General features: G+C 37.9%; 43 protein-coding genes. 41 read left to right on the forward strand and 2 right to left on the reverse strand.

Translation table 11 applies throughout. The features are described from left to right. Positions 1-59: 59 nt before the first annotated feature. From ACTJKA_RS09480 to ACTJKA_RS09495, 4 genes are all read left to right on the forward strand, one after another. The gene (locus tag ACTJKA_RS09480) at positions 60-1,376 is read left to right on the forward strand and encodes a CitMHS family transporter (protein ID WP_017358236.1); all 1,317 of its coding nucleotides are present in this window, start codon (positions 60-62) and stop codon (positions 1,374-1,376) included. A 206-nt stretch (positions 1,377-1,582) separates the two neighbouring features. Then, positions 1,583-1,747, forward strand: a complete 165-nt coding sequence (locus ACTJKA_RS09485; RefSeq protein WP_326254545.1) for a spore germination transcription factor GerE — start codon at positions 1,583-1,585, stop codon at positions 1,745-1,747. Positions 1,748-1,900: 153 nt separating this feature from the next. Further along, positions 1,901-3,016: an AimR family lysis-lysogeny pheromone receptor gene (locus tag ACTJKA_RS09490; protein ID WP_440607708.1), complete on the forward strand. Its 1,116-nt coding sequence runs from the start codon at positions 1,901-1,903 to the stop codon at positions 3,014-3,016. Positions 3,017-3,039: 23 nt separating this feature from the next. Further along, positions 3,040-3,165, forward strand: coding sequence for a hypothetical protein (locus tag ACTJKA_RS09495; RefSeq protein WP_440607709.1), 126 nt, complete (start codon positions 3,040-3,042; stop codon positions 3,163-3,165). A 199-nt stretch (positions 3,166-3,364) separates the two neighbouring features. Here ACTJKA_RS09495 and ACTJKA_RS09500 read toward each other — a convergent pair whose 3' ends face one another. Further along, the gene (locus ACTJKA_RS09500; protein ID WP_440607710.1) at positions 3,365-3,763 is read right to left on the reverse strand and encodes a helix-turn-helix domain-containing protein; all 399 of its coding nucleotides are present in this window, start codon (positions 3,761-3,763) and stop codon (positions 3,365-3,367) included. Between the two features lie 156 nt (positions 3,764-3,919). Between ACTJKA_RS09500 and ACTJKA_RS09505 the strand changes: the two genes are divergently transcribed. The 3 genes from ACTJKA_RS09505 to ACTJKA_RS09515 all read left to right on the forward strand — a co-directional run bounded on the left by ACTJKA_RS09505 (position 3,920) and on the right by ACTJKA_RS09515 (position 4,697). After that, positions 3,920-4,123 carry a helix-turn-helix domain-containing protein gene (locus ACTJKA_RS09505; protein WP_269379470.1) on the forward strand — a complete coding sequence of 68 codons (204 nt, stop codon included), beginning with the start codon at positions 3,920-3,922 and terminating at the stop codon, positions 4,121-4,123. Positions 4,124-4,222: 99 nt separating this feature from the next. Then, on the forward strand, positions 4,223-4,375 hold the full coding sequence (locus tag ACTJKA_RS09510) for a hypothetical protein (protein ID WP_350385861.1): 153 nt from the start codon (positions 4,223-4,225) through the stop codon (positions 4,373-4,375). A gap of 76 nt (positions 4,376-4,451) precedes the next feature. Further along, positions 4,452-4,697: a hypothetical protein gene (locus ACTJKA_RS09515; RefSeq protein WP_440607711.1), complete on the forward strand. Its 246-nt coding sequence runs from the start codon at positions 4,452-4,454 to the stop codon at positions 4,695-4,697. 82 nt (positions 4,698-4,779) lie between these two features. Here the strand turns inward: ACTJKA_RS09515 and ACTJKA_RS09520 are convergent, their stop codons facing one another. Then, complete coding sequence (locus ACTJKA_RS09520) at positions 4,780-4,971, reverse strand: hypothetical protein (RefSeq protein WP_440607712.1); 192 nt, start codon at positions 4,969-4,971, stop codon at positions 4,780-4,782. A 71-nt stretch (positions 4,972-5,042) separates the two neighbouring features. On the opposite strand from ACTJKA_RS09520, the gene ACTJKA_RS09525 reads away from it, so the two are divergent. The 34 genes from ACTJKA_RS09525 to ACTJKA_RS09690 all read left to right on the forward strand — a co-directional run bounded on the left by ACTJKA_RS09525 (position 5,043) and on the right by ACTJKA_RS09690 (position 23,958). After that, positions 5,043-5,888, forward strand: coding sequence for a conserved phage C-terminal domain-containing protein (locus tag ACTJKA_RS09525; RefSeq protein WP_440607713.1), 846 nt, complete (start codon positions 5,043-5,045; stop codon positions 5,886-5,888). Then, positions 5,830-6,693, forward strand: a complete 864-nt coding sequence (locus ACTJKA_RS09530) for an AAA family ATPase (protein ID WP_440607714.1) — start codon at positions 5,830-5,832, stop codon at positions 6,691-6,693. The genes ACTJKA_RS09525 and ACTJKA_RS09530 overlap by 59 nt, the downstream gene beginning before the upstream one ends. Before the next feature lie 108 nt (positions 6,694-6,801). Next, the gene (locus ACTJKA_RS09535; protein WP_164071250.1) at positions 6,802-6,957 is read left to right on the forward strand and encodes a DUF6906 family protein; all 156 of its coding nucleotides are present in this window, start codon (positions 6,802-6,804) and stop codon (positions 6,955-6,957) included. Further along, the gene (locus ACTJKA_RS09540; RefSeq protein ID WP_440607715.1) at positions 6,954-7,487 is read left to right on the forward strand and encodes a hypothetical protein; all 534 of its coding nucleotides are present in this window, start codon (positions 6,954-6,956) and stop codon (positions 7,485-7,487) included. Before ACTJKA_RS09535 ends, ACTJKA_RS09540 begins: the two co-directional genes overlap by 4 nt. 108 nt (positions 7,488-7,595) lie before the next feature. Further along, positions 7,596-7,736, forward strand: a complete 141-nt coding sequence (locus ACTJKA_RS09545) for a BH0509 family protein (protein ID WP_111292412.1) — start codon at positions 7,596-7,598, stop codon at positions 7,734-7,736. Between the two features lie 6 nt (positions 7,737-7,742). Next, complete coding sequence (locus ACTJKA_RS09550) at positions 7,743-7,925, forward strand: hypothetical protein (RefSeq protein WP_440607716.1); 183 nt, start codon at positions 7,743-7,745, stop codon at positions 7,923-7,925. A 70-nt stretch (positions 7,926-7,995) separates the two neighbouring features. After that, positions 7,996-8,205 (forward strand): XtrA/YqaO family protein, encoded by a 210-nt coding sequence (locus ACTJKA_RS09555; protein ID WP_440607717.1) that lies wholly within the window; start codon positions 7,996-7,998, stop codon positions 8,203-8,205. 33 nt (positions 8,206-8,238) lie between these two features. Continuing rightward, positions 8,239-8,490 (forward strand): hypothetical protein, encoded by a 252-nt coding sequence (locus tag ACTJKA_RS09560; RefSeq protein WP_440607718.1) that lies wholly within the window; start codon positions 8,239-8,241, stop codon positions 8,488-8,490. Between the two features lie 27 nt (positions 8,491-8,517). Beyond that, positions 8,518-8,979 carry a hypothetical protein gene (locus ACTJKA_RS09565; RefSeq protein WP_440607719.1) on the forward strand — a complete coding sequence of 154 codons (462 nt, stop codon included), beginning with the start codon at positions 8,518-8,520 and terminating at the stop codon, positions 8,977-8,979. Between the two features lie 21 nt (positions 8,980-9,000). Continuing rightward, on the forward strand, positions 9,001-9,411 hold the full coding sequence (locus tag ACTJKA_RS09570) for a hypothetical protein (RefSeq protein WP_440607720.1): 411 nt from the start codon (positions 9,001-9,003) through the stop codon (positions 9,409-9,411). A 311-nt stretch (positions 9,412-9,722) separates the two neighbouring features. After that, positions 9,723-11,057: an AAA family ATPase gene (locus ACTJKA_RS09575; RefSeq protein ID WP_440607721.1), complete on the forward strand. Its 1,335-nt coding sequence runs from the start codon at positions 9,723-9,725 to the stop codon at positions 11,055-11,057. 13 nt (positions 11,058-11,070) lie between these two features. Continuing rightward, complete coding sequence (locus tag ACTJKA_RS09580) at positions 11,071-11,601, forward strand: hypothetical protein (RefSeq protein WP_017360268.1); 531 nt, start codon at positions 11,071-11,073, stop codon at positions 11,599-11,601. Positions 11,602-11,700: 99 nt separating this feature from the next. Then, complete coding sequence (locus tag ACTJKA_RS09585) at positions 11,701-11,823, forward strand: hypothetical protein (RefSeq protein ID WP_264188799.1); 123 nt, start codon at positions 11,701-11,703, stop codon at positions 11,821-11,823. Between the two features lie 14 nt (positions 11,824-11,837). Further along, entirely contained in the window at positions 11,838-12,323 is a 486-nt protein-coding gene (locus tag ACTJKA_RS09590) for an ArpU family phage packaging/lysis transcriptional regulator (RefSeq protein ID WP_440607722.1), read from the forward strand. Continuing rightward, on the forward strand, positions 12,320-12,862 hold the full coding sequence (locus ACTJKA_RS09595; protein ID WP_440607723.1) for a site-specific integrase: 543 nt from the start codon (positions 12,320-12,322) through the stop codon (positions 12,860-12,862). The genes ACTJKA_RS09590 and ACTJKA_RS09595 overlap by 4 nt, the downstream gene beginning before the upstream one ends. Positions 12,863-13,108: 246 nt before the next feature. Then, on the forward strand, positions 13,109-13,621 hold the full coding sequence (locus ACTJKA_RS09600; protein ID WP_440607724.1) for a hypothetical protein: 513 nt from the start codon (positions 13,109-13,111) through the stop codon (positions 13,619-13,621). A 5-nt stretch (positions 13,622-13,626) separates the two neighbouring features. Continuing rightward, positions 13,627-14,283 (forward strand): hypothetical protein, encoded by a 657-nt coding sequence (locus tag ACTJKA_RS09605; protein ID WP_440607725.1) that lies wholly within the window; start codon positions 13,627-13,629, stop codon positions 14,281-14,283. Positions 14,284-14,324: 41 nt separating this feature from the next. Beyond that, a complete protein-coding gene (locus tag ACTJKA_RS09610) occupies positions 14,325-14,681 on the forward strand; it encodes an HNH endonuclease (protein ID WP_440607726.1) in 357 nt (118 codons plus the stop codon). Further along, entirely contained in the window at positions 14,674-14,994 is a 321-nt protein-coding gene (locus tag ACTJKA_RS09615) for a transglycosylase (protein ID WP_081038962.1), read from the forward strand. Before ACTJKA_RS09610 ends, ACTJKA_RS09615 begins: the two co-directional genes overlap by 8 nt. Before the next feature lie 86 nt (positions 14,995-15,080). Next, the gene (locus ACTJKA_RS09620) at positions 15,081-15,614 is read left to right on the forward strand and encodes a phage terminase small subunit P27 family (RefSeq protein ID WP_111292185.1); all 534 of its coding nucleotides are present in this window, start codon (positions 15,081-15,083) and stop codon (positions 15,612-15,614) included. Next, the gene (locus tag ACTJKA_RS09625; protein WP_440607727.1) at positions 15,614-17,326 is read left to right on the forward strand and encodes a terminase large subunit; all 1,713 of its coding nucleotides are present in this window, start codon (positions 15,614-15,616) and stop codon (positions 17,324-17,326) included. Before ACTJKA_RS09620 ends, ACTJKA_RS09625 begins: the two co-directional genes overlap by 1 nt. An 11-nt stretch (positions 17,327-17,337) precedes the next feature. Beyond that, positions 17,338-17,520 carry a hypothetical protein gene (locus tag ACTJKA_RS09630; protein WP_342493612.1) on the forward strand — a complete coding sequence of 61 codons (183 nt, stop codon included), beginning with the start codon at positions 17,338-17,340 and terminating at the stop codon, positions 17,518-17,520. A gap of 6 nt (positions 17,521-17,526) precedes the next feature. After that, the gene (locus ACTJKA_RS09635; RefSeq protein WP_342493611.1) at positions 17,527-18,768 is read left to right on the forward strand and encodes a phage portal protein; all 1,242 of its coding nucleotides are present in this window, start codon (positions 17,527-17,529) and stop codon (positions 18,766-18,768) included. After that, positions 18,761-19,393 (forward strand): HK97 family phage prohead protease, encoded by a 633-nt coding sequence (locus tag ACTJKA_RS09640; protein ID WP_440607728.1) that lies wholly within the window; start codon positions 18,761-18,763, stop codon positions 19,391-19,393. Before ACTJKA_RS09635 ends, ACTJKA_RS09640 begins: the two co-directional genes overlap by 8 nt. Positions 19,394-19,433: 40 nt before the next feature. Further along, positions 19,434-20,615, forward strand: coding sequence for a phage major capsid protein (locus ACTJKA_RS09645; RefSeq protein ID WP_440607729.1), 1,182 nt, complete (start codon positions 19,434-19,436; stop codon positions 20,613-20,615). A gap of 10 nt (positions 20,616-20,625) precedes the next feature. After that, the gene (locus ACTJKA_RS09650; RefSeq protein WP_057079386.1) at positions 20,626-20,925 is read left to right on the forward strand and encodes a hypothetical protein; all 300 of its coding nucleotides are present in this window, start codon (positions 20,626-20,628) and stop codon (positions 20,923-20,925) included. A gap of 24 nt (positions 20,926-20,949) precedes the next feature. Continuing rightward, complete coding sequence (locus ACTJKA_RS09655) at positions 20,950-21,351, forward strand: collagen-like triple helix repeat-containing protein (RefSeq protein ID WP_440607730.1); 402 nt, start codon at positions 20,950-20,952, stop codon at positions 21,349-21,351. 14 nt (positions 21,352-21,365) lie between these two features. Further along, positions 21,366-21,707, forward strand: coding sequence for a head-tail connector protein (locus ACTJKA_RS09660; RefSeq protein WP_099682788.1), 342 nt, complete (start codon positions 21,366-21,368; stop codon positions 21,705-21,707). Further along, positions 21,643-22,008, forward strand: a complete 366-nt coding sequence (locus ACTJKA_RS09665; protein ID WP_440607731.1) for a phage head closure protein — start codon at positions 21,643-21,645, stop codon at positions 22,006-22,008. The genes ACTJKA_RS09660 and ACTJKA_RS09665 overlap by 65 nt, the downstream gene beginning before the upstream one ends. Then, positions 22,001-22,384, forward strand: coding sequence for an HK97-gp10 family putative phage morphogenesis protein (locus tag ACTJKA_RS09670; RefSeq protein WP_322535922.1), 384 nt, complete (start codon positions 22,001-22,003; stop codon positions 22,382-22,384). Before ACTJKA_RS09665 ends, ACTJKA_RS09670 begins: the two co-directional genes overlap by 8 nt. Beyond that, complete coding sequence (gene gp17, locus ACTJKA_RS09675) at positions 22,381-22,749, forward strand: tail completion protein gp17 (RefSeq protein ID WP_440607732.1); 369 nt, start codon at positions 22,381-22,383, stop codon at positions 22,747-22,749. The genes ACTJKA_RS09670 and gp17 overlap by 4 nt, the downstream gene beginning before the upstream one ends. Before the next feature lie 11 nt (positions 22,750-22,760). Beyond that, the gene (locus tag ACTJKA_RS09680) at positions 22,761-23,387 is read left to right on the forward strand and encodes a major tail protein (protein ID WP_110487084.1); all 627 of its coding nucleotides are present in this window, start codon (positions 22,761-22,763) and stop codon (positions 23,385-23,387) included. Between the two features lie 38 nt (positions 23,388-23,425). Further along, on the forward strand, positions 23,426-23,761 hold the full coding sequence (gpG, locus tag ACTJKA_RS09685) for a phage tail assembly chaperone G (protein WP_017367767.1): 336 nt from the start codon (positions 23,426-23,428) through the stop codon (positions 23,759-23,761). Between the two features lie 2 nt (positions 23,762-23,763). Beyond that, on the forward strand, positions 23,764-23,958 hold the full coding sequence (locus tag ACTJKA_RS09690; RefSeq protein WP_034665790.1) for a hypothetical protein: 195 nt from the start codon (positions 23,764-23,766) through the stop codon (positions 23,956-23,958). Positions 23,959-23,966: the final 8 nt, after the last annotated feature.

Raw genomic sequence — 23,966 nt, forward strand, 5'->3', positions numbered from 1 at the left:
CCGCAAGTGCAAAAGGGGCGCTTGTGGATCGTGTAAAGAAGAGGATGGAGGGATATGAAGTGCTAGCTATTTTAGGGATCTTGATGGTCGTGACTTTTACATTTCTTATTATGACAAAACGTATGCATCCGGTGGTGGCTCTAACCGTTGTGCCAATCATCTTTGCATTAATCGGTGGATTTTACAGCGGATTAGGGGACATGATGCTTGATGGACTCAAGACCGTTGCACCATCTGCTGCTTTATTGTTATTTGCCATCTTATTCTTCGGTGTCATGCTGGATGCTGGATTGTTTGACCCATTGATTAAACTGATTTTACGTCTTGTGAAAGGCGATCCGGTGAAAATTGCTTTTGGGGTAGCGATTTTGTCTATGCTTGTTGCATTAGATGGTGATGGGACCACAACGTACATGATTACCGTATCAGCTATGCTGCCACTTTTCTTAAGAATTGGGATGAACCCACTGATTTTAGGGACGATTTCATTATTATCACTAGGCATTATGAGTGGAATGACGCCTTGGGGCGGTCCAGCCACTCGGGCGATTGCTGCACTTGGTTTAGATGCAGCGGAATTCTTCATTCCATTACTCCCGACGATGATAGGGGGCGGTCTTTTTATCCTTTTTACAGCGTATGTTCTTGGAAAAAAAGAACGGAAGCGCATTGGGGTTGCCGAGATTCAGTATAAAGAAGAGGTCTCGATCTCTCCTGAATTGGCGGCATCAATCGAAGATGGCGTTGCAGATATGAAGAGACCAAACCTGATTTGGGTTAACTTCTTCCTGACGATTGCTGTCATGGTGACACTTGTATTGGATATCGTACCGATTCCTGTACTCTTTCTCATTGGCTTTGTCATTGCGCTTATGATCAACTATCCAAAAGTTGAAGATCAGCGTGAGCGGATTTTATCTCATGCAGGAAATGCCTTAACGGTCATTACCCTTGTGTTTGCAGCAGGAATTTTCACAGGCATTTTTTCTGGAACAAAAATGGTGGAGTCCATTGCTAACTTGGTCATTTACATGATTCCGGATTCATACAGCTCATTTTTTCCACTCATTGTCGCTTTGACGAGTATGCCATTTACATTTGTTCTTTCAAATGATGCGTATTATTTCGGGGTGCTGCCAATCTTAGCTGAAGCCGGCGCAGCTTACGGAATTGATCCAGTAGAAATTGCGCGCGCTTCTATTATCGGACAGCCTGTCCATTTACTGAGTCCGCTTGTGGCTTCCACATTACTACTTGTGAGTATGCTGAATAAAGATATAGGTGATTTGCAAAAGTACGCACTGTTATGGACCGTACTCACAGCCCTGTTTACAACACTTATTGCTCTTTTAACAGGAGCCATTTCGATATTTTAAAAGCTTGTTTGATCAAGGACGCTGTCTCTATAGGGGACTCGTCCTTTTTTGTGCGGTTTGAAGGGGAGGAAATTGGACGCTCATCTGCGGGAATTCTCGATTTTAACGTCACCTACCTCAAGTACCCGGCATATGATATCTCGACTATACAGAATCCCATTCTATAGAGACTAGAGCTCTCACCTTAGCAAGGAGGGTTACAATACTTGAAGGAGAAAGAGTTTCAATCCAAGCCGCTATTAACCAAAAGAGAAAGAGAAGTATTCGAATTGCTCGTCCAAGATAAAACAACAAAAGAAATTGCAAGCGAGCTTTTTATTAGCGAAAAGACTGTTCGAAATCATATTTCGAATGCTAAGCATACCTTTTGAAAAAAAGCATTGTTTAACAAATAGCTCCAAAAGTCGTATGTAAACCTATGCCACAAATGGATTATAATACAATTAATTAGCGTGACAAATTTTATTGAAATTTTATACTTATTCGACATTTTATGACAGTATTTTCAGCTTTAGAGTGCTAAATTGATTTTGAAAGGTGAGCATATGCACAGTACAGTTAAAAATGATGATATAAGAGACGTTCTGAAAAAACACCTGGATAAAATGGAGAAATCCCAAAATAGTATCGCCAAAGCAATCGGGATTACAAAAGGTTATATGAGTAAATTTTTTTCGGGGAAAGAAATAGCTTTTTGGATGGTCATAGAAACAGTGAGGAAAATTTTACCTAGTAAAGAAAAACAATTGATGAAAGAATACTCTAAAAGTGGCTTCGATAAGAAATACATTTATAGTGCTTTGGAATATTATTACAGCAATCAGATGTTTAATGAAATAAGGTATATTATTGATAATTATTCTTCTGTAGCACCAGACGCTTGTAATGCGTATCTCTTTGCTTTGAATTTTAGAGAATCATTTAAACCACTTGATCACCAAAGAGCATTAAAAAATCTTAATTCAAAAACTATAGAAGGTAAAACATTACTTGAAATATTTGAATCATATGTCTATTACAATATCGGAAAGTACGATTTGAGTTTGCTTTCAATTGATAGAGCCAAGGAATTTTTAAAAGGAATAAATGATCCATTTCTAAAGAAGAGCTTTAAAGCAAGAATTGATGAAATTCTTGCAAACACGTACCTTAAACAAGAAAATAATATTGAAAAAGCAAGAGACGCTGCAATGTCTTTAATGAATACAGGTATTAGCAAAAGCCATATCATGACCGCAACATATTTACTTGGCTTATCCTATTTTTTTGAGTCGTATAAGAAATCATTAAATTACTACAAGCAACTTTTGAAATTATATGAAGAGTTTCCAGAGAGAGAAAAAGAAGTTATCCAAAACAAAGAAGAGATTGCTATTCTTCAATATTACTGGTGTAAAAAGGTTGATGAAGATTATAATGTTACAAATTTCACACAGGTTCTAAGTGAAGGCAATTCACTTAGTTTGTATTACTTAGATAAATCCTTACGCCCCTATGCATATTTATTTGATGGAATTAGAGAGGTAAGGACAGATAAAATTTTATTATCTTTACATTTTTTTTCTGAACAGCGTGATTACTTTAGAGCAAATATCCCGAAAATCCAGTTGAAAAAAATGGATTTAGATCTTACACTTTAAAGGTCAAAGAGGGAGGTGAAAGTATGAAAGTATTGACTAGCTTATTTATAGTAACAATTTTTCTTTTACCAGCCGGAGTGCAGGACGCTGATATGAAGAGTGAAAAAGAAATGATTTTTCAAACAAAAGAAGTAAGAGTAGGGATGTAAAAAAAGACGTTACCAGAAAAATGGTATCGTCTTTCGTGTTTTAAAGAGGTGTTTCCTGTTTTGGGAAAACAACAAAACAGGAAACACTAGTTAAATTAGGGGGGAAGTATATTGTCTAGTTACGAACAACTTATTGAAAAAATAGAGAGAGAAATATCTAAGATAAAGAAACTTGAAGAAGAAAGCAAAAAAAAATAAATTATTCTTTTCCTTTTAAATAATTTTCTCTTAATTCTCTTAGTTCCTTTAGGCGATCAATTACATAATTAATTTCTTCTTTTGTGATTTTAGAGCCGTTATCATGAACAATGTTTAATTTTTCAAGGTCGTTTATATTAATATGTTTGCTTGAGAATAATTCGTTCTCTTTTTCAGTAAAGCTATTTATGCTTTCTTCATCAAAAAATAAATATGAACTATGTACATCAAAATAATCTGCTATTTTATTTATAACTTTAACGGAGGGAATTTGTGAGTTATTCTCAATTCTAGATAAATAGCTTTGAGATATACCAATTTCTTTAGCTGCCTCTTCTACAGTTTTCTTCTTTTTTAAACGTAGACGCTTTACAGCAAAACCAATTTTTCTATTCTCCATTTTTAAACCACCTTTGATCGTAACAGTTTAACCAAAATTACATAATAATTATAGCATACTGACTTTCCAGACGGGAATATTTCTTTTGGAAAAGACTTGCCAACGATATTCCTGTGTGGTATATTCATTCCTGACAGGAATATCAGGAGGTGCTGTGTGATTGATCTTAATGAACTAGCTAAAATGTTGAAAACGAAAAGAAAAGAGAGTGGTCTTTCTCAAGAAGAATTCGCAGAAGTTATGGGTTTTACGGGTTCTTATATATCGAGACTAGAAAACGGAAAAATTTCTCCTACTTTTAAAAGCTTAGAGAGAATTTCAGAACAAGTTGGCATAAAAGCCAAGCTTTTTTTTGAATAGTTTAATACCTGTCAGGAATAACGTTTGCGTTTTTTAATATTCAAATTTGATGGGTAGTCCTACTGTCCACACTGCATATTATGTGTCGAGGTGATTTTTATGGCTAAGAAAAAGCAAAAGAGGAAAAGCAACCTGTTTATCGGAGAAGTTTACTTTGGAACAGAAGACAGAGAAAAACTTTTTACTGAGGCTGTGGCTCCTTATTACACACCAGTTAAAAAAGAGAAGAACAAAAAAAATAAAGAGGCTTGAAACTTTTGTTTCACCTTTTTTTGAAGGACAAGCTCTTTCGGAAAAGTTATTTAAGAAACCATAAGGAGGTTTTAACATGAACGAAAAACCAATGAAATCAACCCCTGCTGCAACAGAGGCTGATTCTAAACTTTTCAAATGCGTAGGTATTTCCAGTTACGAAATTAAACAACGAACGATTGGAGAATTTGATGTTACATCTGTTCCACAAAGTACATTAAATGTGGAGTTCTTATTCATCAGTAAGAATTTAGGTGTTGAAAAGTATAATCAATTTCTTAAAGACTTAAAAAAATTTATTGATGAACAAAATCAATCATAATTTCTTCTCAGCTGTGACAAATGATGAACTTCGTAAAAGGAGGCAAAGAGGTGTAAGTCATGTTGCTAAATTTGGCAGTTAATTAGAAAGAGAAATTACCAGATTCTATACGATCATTCAATTCATCATCTTGAGAGTTACTAAATTGTTTAAATGCTGATTTATACAACTCTAATCTGAATTTCACGATATCGTCTATTCCGACTCTCTCATCCGAAATAGCATTAACAACTGCAATTGCAAAATCATGCGCTTGTTCTTCTTTGCTTTTCATAGTTACACCTCCCTTCCTGAGAGGTATAATATACCATTTTTATCTAATTATGTGAAATGAAAGGAGTTTTTATGGCTAAGTTCAGGCATGTTCAAACAACTTTCTGGCAAGATCCGAAAGTGACAGAGGAAATGACACCAGAAGATAGATATTTTTTCTTGTATCTCATTACTAATCCGAATACGACTCAGATCGGAATTTACTCGTTAACTAAGAAGCAAATGGCTTTTGATTTAGGGTATTCAATAGAGTCTGTAAACAGTTTAATGGATCGTTTTGAAAACCACCACAAACTCATTGTTTATAACAATGAGACAAGAGAATTGGTTATTAAAAATTGGGCTAAATACAACTTAAATAAAGGTGGAAAGCCCATGCTTGATTGTGTGTCTAAAGAGCTTCGCGAAGTGAAAGATAAAGGTTTGATTAGTCTAATATACCCGCTAATTCAAAATGCCAGTATTCGTGAAATATTTGATCGATACGTCAACGAAACGTCACACGATACGTCAACGACAAGTGGACAAAAAGAAAAAGAAAAAGAAAAAGAAAAAGAAAAGAAAGATATATTGTCGGGAAACCCGACTGCGGATAAATCAGAAATCCCATTCAAACTCATAACGGATCTTCTCAATCAAATGTCAGAGAAAAATTACCGTCACACCACACCAAAGACACAGCAACTAATAAAAGCAAGATGGAACGAGGGATTCAGATTCGATGATTTTAAAAAGGTTATCTTAGCAAAATGCTATGAATGGCGTGATAACCCTGACATGAGTAAATTCCTTCGTCCCGAAACACTTTTCGGAACAAAATTCGAAGGTTACTTAAACAACAGTGATGAGGTGATAAAGCGTGCACAGCATAAAGGCGGTGGCAGCCGAAGTAACCGACAAAATGACCTTCCATTCTGATTACTGTAATAAGCACACATACACTCGTGGCAGTGAAGATGTTGTAAAACCTGTCCGAATGATGGTCATGAATGGGAAAGTAATTTGCCCACGATGTGAACTGGAAGAAGAGTCAAAGAAATTGCAAAAAGAATTAGAAAGTCAAATTGAATATAGCCAGCGACAGAAAAAATTTAACACGTTGGAAAAACGCAGCATGTTCAGGGATCGAACTGTCTCACAAGCAACATTTGAAAATTACAATGTTGCTGAGCCAGAAGAGACCAAGAATAAAAACCGCATGATGGATCTTGTTAAACACTTGCAACAAGGTGAAGTGTTCAACATATTTTTGCAGGGCCATCCGGGAGTGGGGAAGAGTCACCTTGCATATGCAGCACTTAGAGAACTTAATGTGCCTCCTGATCCCGACAACCCTAAAGACAAAGGTCGATCTTGTTTGTTTATCAATATGGAAGATGCTGCTACGGCAATTAAAGATTCATTCAGCAACAAAGAGAGCAAGTACACAGAAGCGTATGTGACTCAGTTGATGGGTGAGGCCGATTATCTCGTGATAGATGACATCGGCGCAGAAACAGGGTCAGAGCATTCGGATAGTAAAGCCAGTGATTTCATTCATCGTCTCATCTACAAAGTAACATCTGCTCGGCAGGATAAAGTGACGATTTATACAACAAACCTTACTAGCGAAAAGCTGTATCAAATGTATGACAGCAAGCTAGTATCACGCATCACCCAAAAGCAGCAATACATCATTTTTAAAGACACATCGGACAAGCGTAAAGAAGTATTGCCGTTCTAAGGGAGTGTAAAACATGAGCAAAATCACATCTGAGAAGGTTGATAGTTTAATAGATCAGCTGGAAGTAAGTCTGAACGAATACAAAAAACATAAGGAGGCGCGCTGAATATGAAAAAAGGCGGCAGAAAACCAACACGCACAGAAAGAAAAATCCTAGTAGTGAATGGGTTAAATCCTCGTTACTGGCACGTGGAAAAGAATCTGGCAGCATCCATGCATATTGTGCATAAAGAAGTTGGACGGAGAAAGGAAATTGCGAAATGAGTGTCACTAGAATCATTTTGGATCATGTCAATTTTGAATGGACGATTGTTGGCCTTAAACGTTTTCTTGATTACTGGTACGAAGGCAGGTCGATTGAAGAGATGGCGGAGTTATTTAACCGACCATCAGAAGAAGTGTTAATACTGATGATTGATTTTAGCAAGCGTGGAAAGATCAAGGAGCGACCGAACGGTGTCGGCGCAAACGAGCCTATGTATATCAAAAAATGCACAATGAGCTACAAAAAAAGGGATTTGCGAAAGTTGTTTGAACAACAACCGGTTTACTTCGCTTGCCCGCAAAACGATTTTATATGGTGTGAAAGGGACATCGTAGCTTTTCGGAAGATGTGGAAGGACCATGAGCCGATTAGACACATCGCAAATCGTTTAGCACGCAATGTTGATGACATCCTGTTGCTGATACTTGATCAAGCAGAGTTGGGAAAGATCGAACCACGTAAAGGTGGAGTTTTTGGAAAGGAAGACAAGCAGCATGAAGAAAAAGAGCATCTTGTTGCTGCCATTTGAGAAAGCAACGGCAAGACAACTCGAAGTCATCGCGAGATATGAAGAGTGTCCGAAACAGCTCAAGACAGCAGCCGTGCGCCACCTCAAAAAGAGAGGAGGCATCAAGTGATGACCAGTGATGACAGAGCTTTAATGATCGAGTGGTTGAGTCTTGCAAACGGCGCTTATGGGCGTGAGCATTGTGAAAAACTGTCTGACGAAGAACTCGAAAGAATCTATAATCTCAACGTTCCGCAGCGTGACGAATAAAAGGAGGTGAGCATATTGGAAACTGTAGCGAATCCATACAAAGCAGGTCCAGTGAAAGCGTGGGTTATGTCAGAAGATGAGCTTGCAGCTTACAGGCAGCAACATCCACCCAAGCCATATAAAAAGAGACTCAAACGTAAAGACTGGCGTTGGCAGCGCACAGATCAATCCGTCGAGTCTCAGCGGTAAGAATTCACATCAGTTCAATGTGAGTAATTAAGCTTAGGAACCTTAATTATATCACATTGGAGTGAAGATTGTGAATAGACCACAGACTATCTCATTAATAAAAAACGAGCCTTTCACAACATTAGTTGAACAAGGAAAAGTACAAGTGATCGTGCTGGACGGGATCAACAACACAGCGCATTACATAGAGGCTCCCGAACACGGTCACACAATCATTGAAACGATTAAAGGAAGTTTTGAACGAGTTAGATTTGATTTCAGTTATAAAACTAAACCATAGCAGGGGTTCTTCCCCTGCGGGGGAGGATATACCATGAATTTACCTAAACATGTCGAGCTTTCACAGGCAGTCAAGGCCTGCAAAAATCAAGCGATGACAATAGATGATGCAGCTGCATATATAGGAGTGCCTAAATTTTTTGTACCAGTGCTTGCTGATTATTGTCCTGATCTGATCATAGAGGGAAATGTCGTCATGGCAAAAAGGGAATCAAACGGGCCTGTCATTCTCACGGTGCTTGGTTTCATGGCAATTATCGTGATCGCTGGATTACTTGGAAATTAAACGCCTAGCGGCTTAGGAGGAAACAGTATGAGTGAACATGTGTTAAAGGAATTTGAAACGCTTAGGGAAGCGGTTGAATTTATAAAAGACCAACTGAAACAAACGGATGAGCGAAACACAAGAAACCTAAATGTAATTCGAACCTTGGACCCTAGTTCAGCATCAGAATCTATGGAGGAAGGTAACATGCACGATGAATTGTTTCTACTGTATTCGCTCGATGATGGCGATTCTTTCTTCGTCTTTGAATCAGATTATGATTTAGAAAGTTGGCTGGAAAGTGATGCATGGGATGATTGGAACTTATGGGAACGTAAAGATATTGAAGGATCGTTGAATGAAGAGTTAATGATATGGAAGTTTCATAGAGATATTTGCAAGGAAAAGTGGGAGATACTTTACAGAAAATCAAAACCATTTATAAACGGGTGGTCAAGACAGCGCAAAAACATTGAATTTCGAGCAGTTCCATCATTCTCATTAAATTAAATTGAAAAGGGGCCAATGACAATGAAAAAACTACTAATCACACTAACTATTTTTGTTGCTGCGGTGCTATATGCGCCGTCTGTTGCGGCAGTAACGAGCGGATATAAAACAATTGGAGGGCATACAGTCAGCGTATCGACAGATGCCAATTCATACACACCGAGAGCCAAAAGCATTGATGTCACGGCACGTAAAACAGGCAATGAAACAGTATACTACCGCTTCACGCTTCAAAAGAGGGTGAGCGGCAAATGGAAAGATCAACGGTTTAGTCTTGTTGGATCGTTCAAGACCGCCACACCAGCAAAAGAGTTTTACACCGTCAATCATACATCCGGTACGCACCGGATTAAGATGACCATATACAAAAACAGCAATTGGACAGGCGTTAAAGGTCATATCTACACGCCAGCTTTTGAGGTGAAGAAATGAACATTGATCCAAGACAAGCATTTAGGGCTTTCATGAAATATCAACGAGATAACGGAGAGGAATAATTGAATTAGGACTAAACGAAGAAGACATTGAGAAGTTTTTGTACGATGTGGAAGACGACATTCTTTTCCACTCTGAGTTAGATGATTTTCTGAAAGAGTTCATTGAGGAATTTGGAGAGAATATAGGTTTAAGGTTACACACGGTAGGTGATACTATCCTAAAGCATAAAAAGGTATAGTTCTTCATACTGTTATAAGAAGTGAAAACATAAAATGAGCTAAAATTATTTGAAAAGGTGGTTTATTATGGTAGAATCAATTTTGGGTGATACTCATATGAAAATTAAAGAAGTTCATATTTCGAATTTCAAATCATTTAAAAAGTCCTCCTTTTATCTTAAAGATTTCAATATGATATTAGGGGCTAACGGATCAGGTAAATCCAATTTTTTTCAAATAATAAAATTTTTGAGAGATATTGTTGATCATGGTCTGGAAAATGCAATTGCATTACAGGGTGGAAAAGAGTATTTAATGAATACAACAATTGGTGATTCAAAATCAACTAAAATTGTATTGAATTTAGTCCCTTATGGTGGAGAAATTATTAAAGAGCAAAAAAATCAATCTATAGTATGTGATATACAAACCCTTACATATTCTATAGACCTGTCATTTAAAGGGGAAGAAGTTACTGTTAAAGAATCATTAAATCAATCCTTTAATATTGAGATTGCTAAAAGAAAAAAAACAAAAATGGAAACTATTGAAAAAATAGGTGAAGGAAGTACAAAGGTTACTTTGATTAACGGAGTTGATTATCATCAAGATTTAGATCTACCAGAAGATTTACTCGAAGAATATGAAATCAATGATGATAGATTTAAACTGACTGAATACTTCTACTCGTTAAAAAAAGGAACAAAAAGGTCGAAGGATTTTAACGCAATGTTGTTAAAAAATCCAACTGTATTTTTTGGTGCTACGCATAATCTGAGAGATACAATAGCAAATTCCTCGGTTTATTACATAGATACTAACGCAGCCAAAAAAGCTGTACAAGTTATAGGGAAAACATCCCTAGAAGAAGATGGTAGTAATCTTCCGTTAATACTTCATAATATTACAAAAGATAAAAAAAGATCTGAAAGATTAACTGATAAAATTGGACAACTAATTCCATTTATTAGTGGTGTAAATGTTGAAAAACAACCTGATAATTCAGTTTTTTTTCAAGCCGAGGAAACTTATCAAAATGAAACTACATCACGTTTTCCTGCATCACTTTTATCTGATGGAACTATAAATATAACTGCCCTGATAGTTGCTTTATTTTTTGAAGAGGATAAAGATATCTTATTTTTTGAAGAACCGGAAAGGAATATTCATCCCCAATTATTATCAGGTATTTTAAACTTAATGAAAGAAGTTTCGCAAAAAAAACAAATAATTTTAACAAGTCATAACCCTTATATAGTTAAGGATGTAGATCCCGATAATGTAATTTTTATCAAAAGAGGTGCCGATGGCTTTTCTAAAACAATAGCCCCTTCAAAAAATGAAATTTTCAAAACATTCATTAGCAATGATCTTAATCTAGAGGATATTTTTGTGAACGATATGATATTTGAAGAGAATTAGGAGAGAGTTATAAATGGGGTATATGAAGCTCATAGTTTTTGTTGAAGGCTTTTATGATAGGTATTTCTTTAGAGAAATTATTCAGCCATCATTACAGAGTAAATATAATCAAATTCAAATAATAGAATATGCCAATGATGACTTAATTAAAGTAGATAACTATCTAAAAACTTTAAATCAAATGAGATCTAAAGGATTTGACTACATCTTTATTGCTGATATGGATAACTGTTGTGAATACAAGCAAAAGAAGCAAAAATTAAAAAATAAGTTTAAAAATGTAGAGGTTGAGTCTATATTTTTAGTAATGAAAGAGATAGAAGGATGGTACTTATCTGGATTGGATGAAAAAAATAAACAAAAATTAAAATTTAAACCAAGGCAAGATTGTAATAATATACTTAAAGAAAGCTTTGAAAGTTCAATACCTAATGGTAAAACAAAGAATGATTTTTTGAGTGAAGTAATTAAAGTTTTTAAGATAAGCGTTGCTAAGAAACAATCCCCCTCGTTCGAATATTTATGTCAAAATTTAGGGTTATAACAATAGATGTCCAAGACGGAGAGCCTGCGGACACTGATCAACACCTTTTACGGGTGCTGGTTGGTGTCCGTTTTTTATTTGTCTGAACGGAGGATGAACATGAAGAAGGAAAAGCCCAAGAAACAGCCGCAGAAGCTCACTGACAGAGATTTAAGAGAGTTGATGGGGCAAAACATGCAAAGACTGAGAAGAGCCAAAGGCGGGGCCATGCGTCGAAAATAAAGGGAGTGATTGGGATGACTAATAAAAATGATAAGAATCCAAACGAACAAACAGATCAAATGAATTTAGATATCCCTCAAATTGACGAGGAAAAAACAAGATTCAAGATGGAAAGAATGCTAGAAAAGTATAAGATGTTAAGGCTTCAAACGCCAGAAGACTTCCTCCCAAAAATCACAACAACATTTACCATTACGCCGCCGAGCTTCTCAAATCAGTTCCATTCTTCTACTGAGGAAGCAGCTCTTAAAAAAATGGATTGGGAGATTGAGCGGGAAAAATACATGAAGCGAATCGAAAGGGGCATTAATCGTCTTACGCAAAAAGAGCGCTGCATTTTAGTTATGCTCTATATGCAGGATGAAGAAATGTTTGATTATGAAATTTATGCGGATATGGGCCTCAGCCAAAGGAATTATTATCGCATTAAAAATAAAGCATATTATAGACTAGCCTTTGCTTTGAGAGAAGAAGTGTATAAGCAGGGGGGGAAATCATGAATTATGTCCAACCAATAAGGGACCTTGATCAGATCCATTATATAAAGAAGTATTTAGGTGAGAGGAATAAACGAAACCTGTTGCTGTTTGTGGCGGGAATCAATTTAGGCTTGCGTATATCCGATCTGCTGGAATTGAGAGTGAAGGATGTAAAAAAACAATATGTGTCGCTAAGAGAACAAAAAACAGGTAAGGCAAAAAGAATCAAAATTAACAAGACGCTTCGAAAAGCGATAGATCAATATATCAAAGACAAAGATGATCAAGAATACCTTTTTAAAAGTAGAGAAGGACTCAACAAACCAATCAGCCGAAGCAGTGCATATAACATTATGAGAGAGGCAGCGGACTATGTCGGACTTGATAGTATAGGTACTCATACGCTTAGAAAAACATTTGGTTACTGGAATTATAAAAAACATAAAGACGTTGCCTTATTACAAGAAATATTTAACCATTCTAGTCCTGACATTACATTGAGATACATTGGAATTACACAAGACGCTATGGACAAAGCAATGGACGATTTCGGCTTATAGACTCATCTGTTCTAATGGCAGGGGGTCTTTTTTTTCGTTCTTTTTCGTCAATTAACCATAATGAGAAAATGTCCAACTCATTTTAAGGGAATAGCTAAAAAGCAAGAGGGGCAAAGGATACAGCGATTTATCCAGTTGGACAGACTATTAGATATGGTGAATTGGTGGATAATGTGGATAAAAATGTTAAAGTTATAAGTGTTGTTATTTAAAATTTTTAATATAAATCCAAGAGGTGTTGAAAAAATGGAAAAGGAAGTTTTAATTGCAGTTATTGGAGGAGGTGTAACCCTACTGGTGGGAATTCTTGCTGCATTAACTAGTTATGGGGTTGCAAGAATTCAAATAAAAAAGAGTGAGGAAGCTTTTGAAAAAAAGCGTGAACAAGAAATAATTGAACGCAAACAATTAGAACAAGTTGAGCTCGACTATAGAAAGAAAATAATTGAAAGGTTTATTGATTTTGAAATCTGCAAGAACTTTAAGTCAATTAAACATCAGAGATTTGAAGACGCATTGATCAATGGGAATTCTGCTTTAGATCATATTGTTTTTGACGAGAGTCACTTAGTATTTACCGAGTTCAATGAAGTCAAATACGATTTAATTAAGTATAAGAGTGACAAGATTACTGAAGTGGTAGAGATCTATGATGCTTTTCGTGTTATTAGTAGTAATACTGGGTATGTTGCCCGAATGAGTAGTGATGAAGTTGAAATATTAAAGAGAGGTTATCAACATTGTTTGGATAGATGTTAAGTAGAATGGCACACTTTTGGCACGATCTTGGCAAAGCGTTTTGTTTGAGAGCGGTTATGATGGTATTAGGTGATAAATTGAGAGCGGCTTCCATTTCGGAGGTCGCTTTTCGTTCGACAAAATTTGCGAAAGGTTCTAATTACCTATCTTCTGTCGATATAAAGTTGGGAGGGGATTTCATGAGTGAACAAATAACAGAAAAAATCCAACTTGTAAAAGAGAAAATGAACATCAAGAATAAAGAAATTAATTCTAAAAAGGAGGAATATGAATCTTTAATAGATATTCAAACTAATGAAGTACGGAGAATTCTAAAAGAAATTAAGCCCTTAATAGATCATTTTAGAGATAAAAAGTTCGCATTTAACAACAAAAAATTGCAATTTCATTCATATGAGGGTCCAGTAGTTGGAGTTGATAAAGATATTGATGAATATTATGTTCTAAGCTCTAATGGAATTATCAATGGATACAACATATACTCTAATGAGAAAACCAAACCGAATATTGCATTAAGTAGTTTTTTGTCAGTTCATTCATTTGAAACACTGTTAGAAAGCTTGTTAGAGACATTGGATATCCAGGATCGCATCTTAGGTGCTTATCAAGATAAAATTGAAGATGCTAAATCATCATTAAAAAAATATCATATATCTTTCTAGCGCCCCTAAAAGGGTGCTTTTTTGTTTGGAGGTAGACTCTAATGAGAAAGTCATTGAAACCATGCAATGAACCTGGATGTCCTCAACTAACGCGCGCGGGATATTGTGAGCAGCATAAGACATCAAAAGCTTTATATGATCTGTTCCGTGAGTCATCGTCCCGCCGTGGGTATAATAGCCAATGGCGTAAAGCGCGTGAAGGTTATTTAGCAAAGCATCCTTTGTGTCAATCTTGCATGCTACAAGGCAAACGTATTGCTGCTACAGTTGTGGACCATATCAAACCGCATAAGGGAGATAAGAAACTGTTTTGGGATTCTTCTAACTGGCAGCCGCTGTGTACGTCCTGCCATAGCAGGAAGACCGCTAAAGAAGATGGAGGGTTTGGGAATGGATAATCAAACATGCGTGTGTGATCAATGTGGAACAACATTCATTATTAAAAGTTGTTCTAGGATTAGAAAGATTGGCGAAGGGATTAAACAACATCTTCTAGTTTGTCCGAGGTGTAAAGCTGAATACACATCTTATTTTACAAACGAAGCGATCAGACGTAAGCAAAGCAGAATCAGAAAACTGTTTGTTGTCCTTCGGAGTGCGAGATCAGAAAAGTTACTCGAAATGTATAAAAAGAAAATCAAAGAAGCGCAAATGGATTGTCAAAAAGACATGGATCAACTAAGGCAGGAGATGGAGGCCCCCCTACCTTAAATCCCTAGAAACGATTTGCCGTAGACCGCGTCTCCCTCAACATTTTGAAAAATTCCCTAAATGAAAATTCAGAAGGAGGTGAGGGGATGGCAAGACCGAGACAACCAGTTGACTTGTTGCTAGTGAAAGGGAAGAAAAACCTTACCAAGAAAGAGATTGAAGAAAGAAGAGAGCAGGAAATTAAGGCACCAGATGACAAAGTGAAAGCTCCTTCTTATTTATCAAAAGATTTAAAAAGAGAATTCAAAAAGATAGCGGACGAGCTAAAAAACATCGGAATTATCACAAATTTAGATGTTGATGCGCTTGCCCGTTTTTTATTTGCTAAAAAATTATATTTACAAGTAACTGAACAGTTGCTTGAGCGTGGACCTATGAAAAAGGTGATAGTCAGAAACCTAGATGAAGAAGGTAACGTGATTTCAGAAGAGGAAAAACTAGTTCCAAATGATGATTATTCAGATCTTCTTATAAATCAAGACAAACTGTTTAAACAATGCAGACAAGCATCAAGTGATTTAGGATTAACCATTTCCTCTCGCTGTAAACTTGTCATTCCGAAGAAAGATGATGGGAAACCGAAGTCAAAAGAAGAAGAACGCTTTGGAGGTCGCATGTAATGATAACGCAGGAATTGACCGCTGAGCTTTTAATTGAGCGTGTATGGTCATATTGCGAAAAGATTCAATCGGAGGATATAAAAGCAGGCAAGAAGCACAAGTGGGCTGTCCAAAGATTCATTAAAGACGTAGAGCGGCTAGCAGATGAAGATTGCCCGTATTATTTTGACGCGGAAGCAGTCCTTGATTTCTATGAATGGGCCAAGCAATTCAATCATGTCGAAGGGATATTAGCAGGTAAGCCAATTGAACTTACAGACTTTCAGTTATTCATTGCTGCTAATATCTACGGCTTTTACAAAAAAGAGAATGGCGCTAGACGATTCAGAAAAGTATATATCCAGTTAGCTAGGAAAAATGCAAAATCGCAACTACTGGCTATCATGGCTTCGTATGAGATCTTTCCAACCCAAGAAAAACATCGTGTGTTTATTGCGGGTTGGTCAAGAGAACAATCAGATGAAGTATATCAAGCCATTCTTGAACAGCTTCATCATGCGCCAATACTTCGAGGGAAATATTCATCAGCTAATGGAAAGGTGAAGAAATATACTACAAATTCCATTATTCAACCACTTTCAAGGGAAGCAAGAAAAATGGGGGATGGAAAAAACCCATCTTTAGGTATTGTGGATGAATACCATGCACATGAAACAAGTGAAATTTATGATGTGCTTGATAGTGGTATGGTTGCAAGACGTAGTCCTTTGATGGTTGTCATCACGACTGCCGGATTTAATCTAAATAGTCCCTGCTTTAAAGAGTATGAATACACATCCAAGATCCTTGATCCTGGTATAGACGTGGAGAATGATGGCTATTTTGCAATGATTTGCGAGCTAGATCCTGACGATGACATAAAAGATGAGTCCAACTGGATCAAGGCAAATCCGATTGTAGCAACTTACCCAGAAGGGATGGAATCACTTCGGTCAGCGTTAAAAGTTGCATTAGATGTGCCTGAAAAGATGAGAAGTTTCCTCACAAAAAACATGGATCGCTGGGTCGACCAAAAAGACAACGGCTATATGAAAATGTCAAAATGGCGGGCCTGTCATGGTGAAATACCTGATCTAAAAGAAATGGCGATCTATCTTGGTTTAGATCTATCTATGACAACTGATTTGACTTCTGTCGGGTGGGTTGGTGTTCTTGATGGTTTTTATTATGTCGGCCAGCATTCCTTCATTCCAGAGGAAAAGGCAAAAGAGAAAATGGCTACTGATAAAGTGCCTTATGATTTATGGCGTGATCAAGGTTGGATGACATTCACACCAGGGGAAGCGGTTGATTATCAATTTGTTGAAAGATGGATTATTGAATTTGCCCACGTCAACAAATTAAGGGTCATTGAAGCTGCTTACGACAAATGGAATGCGCTGCACCTTGCACAACGGCTTGAGAGTAAGGGATTTAATATGGTTGAGCTGCCGCAAAGGATTCAGCATCTTTCTTTACCCACAAAGGATTACAGACAAAAGGTATACGAGGGAAAGGTCATTCATGGGAACGATCCACTTCTAACTTTTGCATATAATAACGCAATCATTAAACAAGACGCTCAAGAAAATATCATGTTAGACAAAGCGAAATCACCGCAAAGAATAGATCCAGCTGCAGCCGTTATGAATGCTTTTGCTAGGGCCATGTATCACGATATGGGTGCAAACGTTGACTTAAACAAACATTTTTCAGGAAATTTCAGTTTTTAGGAAGTGAGAGAGTGAAAAAATTTATTGTTTTTTTAAAGATGATTTTAAATGACTTGCTGTTTATCGGAGGGTGCATCTTTATTCTGCTGGCAGCGTATCGGATAAATACAAACATCGGTCTATTTCTGACGGGTGTATTTTTTATGTTTTATGCCTACTTGCTGTCAAGTCACGCGCGGCAGAAAGAGAGGTGAAAATAAATGTTTATAGACCGATTCTTTGAAAAGCGTTCAGGCTCAACAACATTAGACGGTTTCAGTCAGCTGATCAATCTATTCGGAGGTCGAGAAACGGCAAGCGGTGAAAGAGTCAGTGAAAGCAATTCACTTGTGCAACCAGACATTTTCGCATGTGTTAACGTACTATCAGATGACATCGCAAAGCTACCGATACACACATTTAAAAAAGAGAGTCAAGGAGTCAACAGAAACCCTAATCATCCATCAGCCTATATGATCTACGCAAGACCAAACCCGTACATGACAGCATATGTATGGAAAAAGCTGATGATGACGCATGTCCTCACATGGGGAAATGCCTATTCGATGATTGAGTTTGGGGCTCACGGTTTCCCTGAAAATCTTTACCCGTTGCGGCCGGATGCAACTAAAGCATACATCCATCCCGACTCAGGGAGGCTATGGTACCAAACCAACGTTAACGGAAGAACGATGGAACTATATGAACACCAGGTGCTTCATTTTAAAGGTTTATCAACGGATGGCATTCACGGTAAGTCGCCTATTGGGGTAGTGAGAGAGCATATAGGCGCTCAAGCAGCTGCAACAAAATATAACGCAAAACTATATAAAAACGAAGCCACGCCGCGAGGCATTCTAAAAGTACCTTCTTTCTTGGATGAAAAACCAAAAGAGAACGTAAGAAAAGAATGGCTGCGGGTCAACCAGGGTGAAAACATAGCCATTATTGATAATGGACTAGAATATCAATCTATTGCCATGCCGTTGCAAGAAGCGCAGTTTGTAGAATCTATGAAATTCAATAAAGCACAAATTGCCATGATTTATAAAGTTCCGTTGCATAAACTCAATGAGCTTGATAAAGCCACATTTTCAAACATTGAGCATCAATCCTTGGAATATGTAAAAAACACATTGCAACCGTGGATCGTGAATTATGAACAAGAATTAAATATTAAGCTATTTACTGACAATGATCAAAAAGCGGGCCATTATGTAAAATTCAATGTTGATAGTGAGCTGCGCGGCGACAGTAAAACTCAAGCAGAGTATTTTAAGACCATGAGCGAAGCGGGTCTTTTAAATAAAAATGAGATTCGCGACTTGATTGAAAGAAATCCTATCGAACATGGCGAAAAATATCTATCTAGCTTGAACTATGTGTTCCTTGACTTTATGGAAGAATACCAGCGGCTTAAAGCTGGTTCAGCCATGAAGGGAGGTGACAGCAAGAATGAGTAAAGAAAAAGAAGTGCGGCTGCTCACGTCGCCAATTGAGATCCGTTCCGACGGTGAAGGACAAGCCGAATATGTGGAAGGCTATGCTTTGAAGTTTGAAAAATGGTCCGAGCGTTTGGGCTGGTTCAAAGAAATTATCAGCAGGAACGCTTTAGAATCTACCGATCTATCAAACGTCATTGCACTTTTTAACCATCGAGAGGATTTTCCTCTAGCAAGAAACACCGTTCCAGGAGAATCAGGACGGCTTGAATTAGAAATAGATGGTATAGGTCTTAAATTCAGATTTAAACCGTCAGACACGTCATATGCCCGCGATCTCATGGAGAATATACGCAGCGGCGTTATTAATCAATGTTCTTTTGCTTTTTCGTTGGATTACAACGGGGACGAACCCGACGAATGGAGAATTAACGAAAACGAGGACATATACGAACGAAGAATAAACCGAATTCACCGCATTTATGACATTTCTCTAGTAACGACACCTGCATATAGCGATACCGAAGCTGTGGTAGGTGCTCGAAGCATGGAGAAAGTAGAAGAAATGAAAGATCAACGAAGCGCACCAACAGATGAAATTTTAAAAATTGAATTGGAACTTTTAAGCCTTGATCTTCCCGAATAAGGCTTTTTTGCGTTCCGTTCTATGAGGAGGAAAAATAAAAATGACAAAAAAAGAAATTGAACTGCGTCAGCGGTTTACGCAAAAGAAAGAAGATGCTGATAAAGCACTAGCAGAAGGAAAAACAGAGGAAGCGCGCCAGCTTCTCGATGAAGTGAAGGAGCTTAAGAATCAAATTGAATTGATGGTAGAAGGAAGATCACTGAACGTGCCGGATTTACCTGGCGGTGAAAATTTTGTGCCGGAGCTAGAACGAAACCCAGAGGGACGGAAAGGAGCCGAAGGGGATAAAGAAGAAAGGCAGCAGCAATACCGCAAGACTTTTCTAAAGAAATTAAGAGGAAAAAGACTTACCGATGAAGAGCGTGACCTTTTGGATAGTGAGGAATTCAGAGCAATGTCAGGCAAAAATGATGAAGATGGCGGGATTTTGATTCCTGAAGACATTGGAAGGCTAATCCATGAACTTAAACGAACTTATGAACCACTAGAGCAATATGTAACGGTTGAACCAGTTACGGGCCGTTCAGGATCACGTTTGTTAGAAAAGAATTCTGATATGGTACCGTTTGCCCGTCTTGAAGAATTAGAAGAATTACCTGAGTCCGATCAGCCAAAATTCACAAAAATGAATTATGCTATTGAAGATTTTGGAGGCATCATGACCTTATCAAATTCAATGTTAAGCGATTCTGATCAAGCGATTATGAGATATGTCGCTAACTGGTTTGCAAAAAAATCAGTTGTTACCCGTAATAGCCTGATTTTGAATGTAATTGAATCTTTGAAAAAGGTAGAGATTGAGGGATTGGATGGAATTAAAAAAGCTTTAAATGTCACACTTGATCCTCTTGTATCCCCAGGATCTATCGTGATGACTAACCAAGACGGATACAACTGGTTAGATACACTTAAAGACGGAGAAGGTAAATATTTAATGCAGCCGGATCCTACAAATCCAACAAAAAAACTTTTTGACGGCCGACCTGTTGTAAATATTTCTAACAAAGTCTTGAAAACACAAAAGGGTAAAGCGCCAATCATCATCGGTAATTTAAAAGAAGCGATTGTTCTATTTGATCGTCAGCAACAATCAATCGCTTCTACAGACGTAGGGGCGGGAGCCTTCGAAACGAATACTACGAAAGTCAGAGCGATTGAACGAGAAGACGTCAGAAAATGGGATGACGAAGCGGTAGTATTTGGACAAATTACGATCCAATAAGGAGGACACGATGGGATATACAACAAAAAATTACACCACTGATGGCGGGGATCGAACTGTCATTGGAGGTGTATTAGAGTTTGCAGGAGGAAAGATCGTCAAAGACGGCGAGGAAGTGAGTGTAGGAGGCGGCGGATCATCTGCACCAGGAAGCGTGACACATGAAATGCTTGCTGAAAAAGCTGTCCGTTCGGCAAACATCGGGACGGGAAGCGTCATGCCGGAGCATCTTAATTCGTCTATTGAAACTAGACTCAAGGGAATGGAAGACGAAATAAAAGAGCTGAAAAGCAAACTGAGCAAAGAATAAACAAAGGAAAGGAATTGATTTAACATGGCAAAAGATTTTTTGAATGAAAGTAATGGAGTATTAACATCTGCAGAGGCGGACGCTGATGGTAAACCTATCACGGCTGTTTATGTAAAAGGAAACAGCGAAGAAAATCCTCTTTACATTCAAGGGATGCAAGGTGAACAAGGTCCTAAAGGTGATACTGGTCCTCAAGGTCCAAAAGGCGATCCAGGAGAGCAAGGTCCTAAAGGTGACAAAGGAGATCCTGCAGTAATTGAAACTGGGTCTATTAAAAACGATCACTTAGGCGATGGATCTGTGAACTCACGGACAATCGGTAAAGGAAGCGTTAAATGGGACAATATCAATTCAGAAGTGCAAAAAATGATCACAGATTTAGAGTCGCGAGTCGACAAACTAGAGGGTAAAGAAAATACTGAATAAGTAGGCGGTCTTCTATGGATTTAAAAATGCTGAAAGATGAATATTTAAAAATTGATACCGATCAAGATGACGCCTTGCTTAAATCCTTAATTACTGCAGCAAAGGGATATATCAAAAATGGTATAGGACGTTATGTGGAAGGAAATGCACAGTATGCGCTTGTAACAGGCATGCTTGTTGCTCATTGGTACGAAAATCGAGGGGTGTATGAGTCAGGCGTTTCCGGCTCATCCATCCCTTTTACTATTCGGGATCAACTAACCCAACTTCGCTATGTGGAGGCAGAAGAGGATGAAGAAGATAAGCGAGTTGAATCGTCGCTTAACCTTTCAAGTAAAGAAAAGGGTACAGGATGACGAGCTGAATTGGAATGAATCCTATGAAAATGTCTTTGAGACATGGGGTTCAATTGAAGGATTTTCCGGCACAAAATCAGATACGCTTGTTGCCGGTGCGTTAGGCGTTAAGTCACCAAAGAAAATAACAATAAGATACCGGGAAGATGTTACGCAAGATATGCGTATTCGTCATCGAACGGGAACCAATGACGCAGGAGAGCCAATATATCGCACTTTCGATGTAATGGATTTCAACGACATCGAAAATAAAAAGAAGCAACTTGAAGTCACATGCAATGAGGTCGACGTAAATGGCTGATATGGATATTGATGGATTTGATGATCTAACGAGATTTTTCAACAAGATAGGTGACGATATCGAAAAAGCTGAAAAGATTGCTCTTAAAGCTGGCGGCGAGGTGATAGCAGAGCATCAAAAACGGAACGTGAATAAAAGTTCAAAAAATCAACCTCACATGGTCGATAACATCACGGTTTCAGCTGCAAGAGAATCCAAAGACGGTGAGCTGTTTGTATCGGTTGGACCAAATAGAAAAGTCGCATACAGAGGACGGTTTTTAGAATGGGGCACGTCTAAAATGCCGCCGCATCCATTCATTGAAAAAAGTGCAATCGAAGGGGAGGGACAAGCTGTGAAGATCATGGAAAGAATTATCACGGCGCCTATTAAATGAGCTTTGATGCAAAGAAAGAATTGAGTGCAGCGTTAATAAAAAACGATGAATTAAAGCAGCTTGTCACGGGTGGTTTTCATAACCTTGTGGCCGATGATGTGGCCGCATTCCCCAGGGTTGTATTTTCAGAGATTACAAATAGGGATCAGGAATACAGAGACAACCACTCCGCAGCAAGTGAGGTTCGATTCCAGTTAAGCATATTTTCAAAAGCAGACACACGGAAAAACGAAACAGAAATAGCGAAACAAATAGATCGTCTTATGAAAGATTTAGGTTACGGAAGATATGATTCAGTCGATCTTTACGAAACAGATACAAAAATCTTTCACAGAGGCATGAGGTACGTCAAAACATTTTTCTAGGAGGGAAACAGATGGGGAAAACAATCTACGGATTAGACATGTTTCATTATGCTGAACTTATTCAGGATGATGACAAAGGACTTGAATATGCAAAGCCTGAAAGACTGCCAGGAGCTGTAAACGTCAAAGTCGATCCAAAATCAGAGCAGTCTAAATTTTGGGCTGATAACGGCGTCTATGATTCATTTAACAACATGGGTGACATTGACCTTGAGGCTGAACTAGCAGATTTACCTATTGAGGTACAAAATAAGATTTTCGGTCACAAGGTCGAAAATGGGATTTCTTTTGCCAGTTCTGATGACAAGGCCATTTTCTTGGCTTTCGGCTTTAGAGCAAAAACATCTACAGGCGGGCATAGGTTTTATTGGTTCTTAAAGGGATTACCTGAATTGCTGGCTAATGAAAATAAAACCACAGAAGGTAAAGCAGATCCTGAGACAGCAAAATTTAAAGCAGGTTTCATGACGCTTCAAAATAAGAAAGGTAAAAATCGTTGGAAGGCTCAAGCTGAGTTCGACGAAGGCTTTGACCCGGATGAATGGTTTAAACAAGTTGTATACGACGGTGCGTCGTTTTCAACGGGAAAAGATACAGAGGATTCCACAAGTTCAGTAGACATTGGAAAGGGCGTTTAATAACGCTCTTTTTTATTTTGTAATCGGGAGGCAATAACATGGAAGCATTGACAATAGATCTACATTTAAATGGAAAGAAAAAGAAGTTCTCGACACCTAACTTTATCACAGGTGCCTTGTTTAGAACGGCTGTAGAAATCGTGGAAGACTTTGAATCGAACGATCCTGAAAGATTTCATACGAGTGCTCAAACCGAGTTCATTTGTAACGTGTTTGGAAACAAGTTTACTGCAGAGGAATTCGATACAGGTATTGACGCACGTCTTTTGACCAAAACCATCTTTGCGACCGCACAGTATGTCATCGGGAATATCGCTGAGGCAAGCAATATATTGAATCCTGAAACCGCAGAGGAAGCAGAGCCGGGGGAGTAAGTTTGTCCGATGCTGTCCTTGATATGTATAACGCATTAGAGGACATTGGCTTTACTCAAAATCAGATAGACGAAATGGACATTGTCTATCACTTAAAACGCCTTGCACGAAGGAAAGAAGCGAGTAAAGAAAAGCCAAGTAAGAACGCTACAGCATCGGATAAGCCTTTATACATTGATCAGATACCTGGACTGTAAAAAGGTGG

The sequence above is a fragment of the Bacillus sp. 22190 genome (assembly GCF_052045575.1).
Taxonomy (GTDB): domain Bacteria; phylum Bacillota; class Bacilli; order Bacillales; family Bacillaceae; genus Bacillus; species Bacillus altitudinis.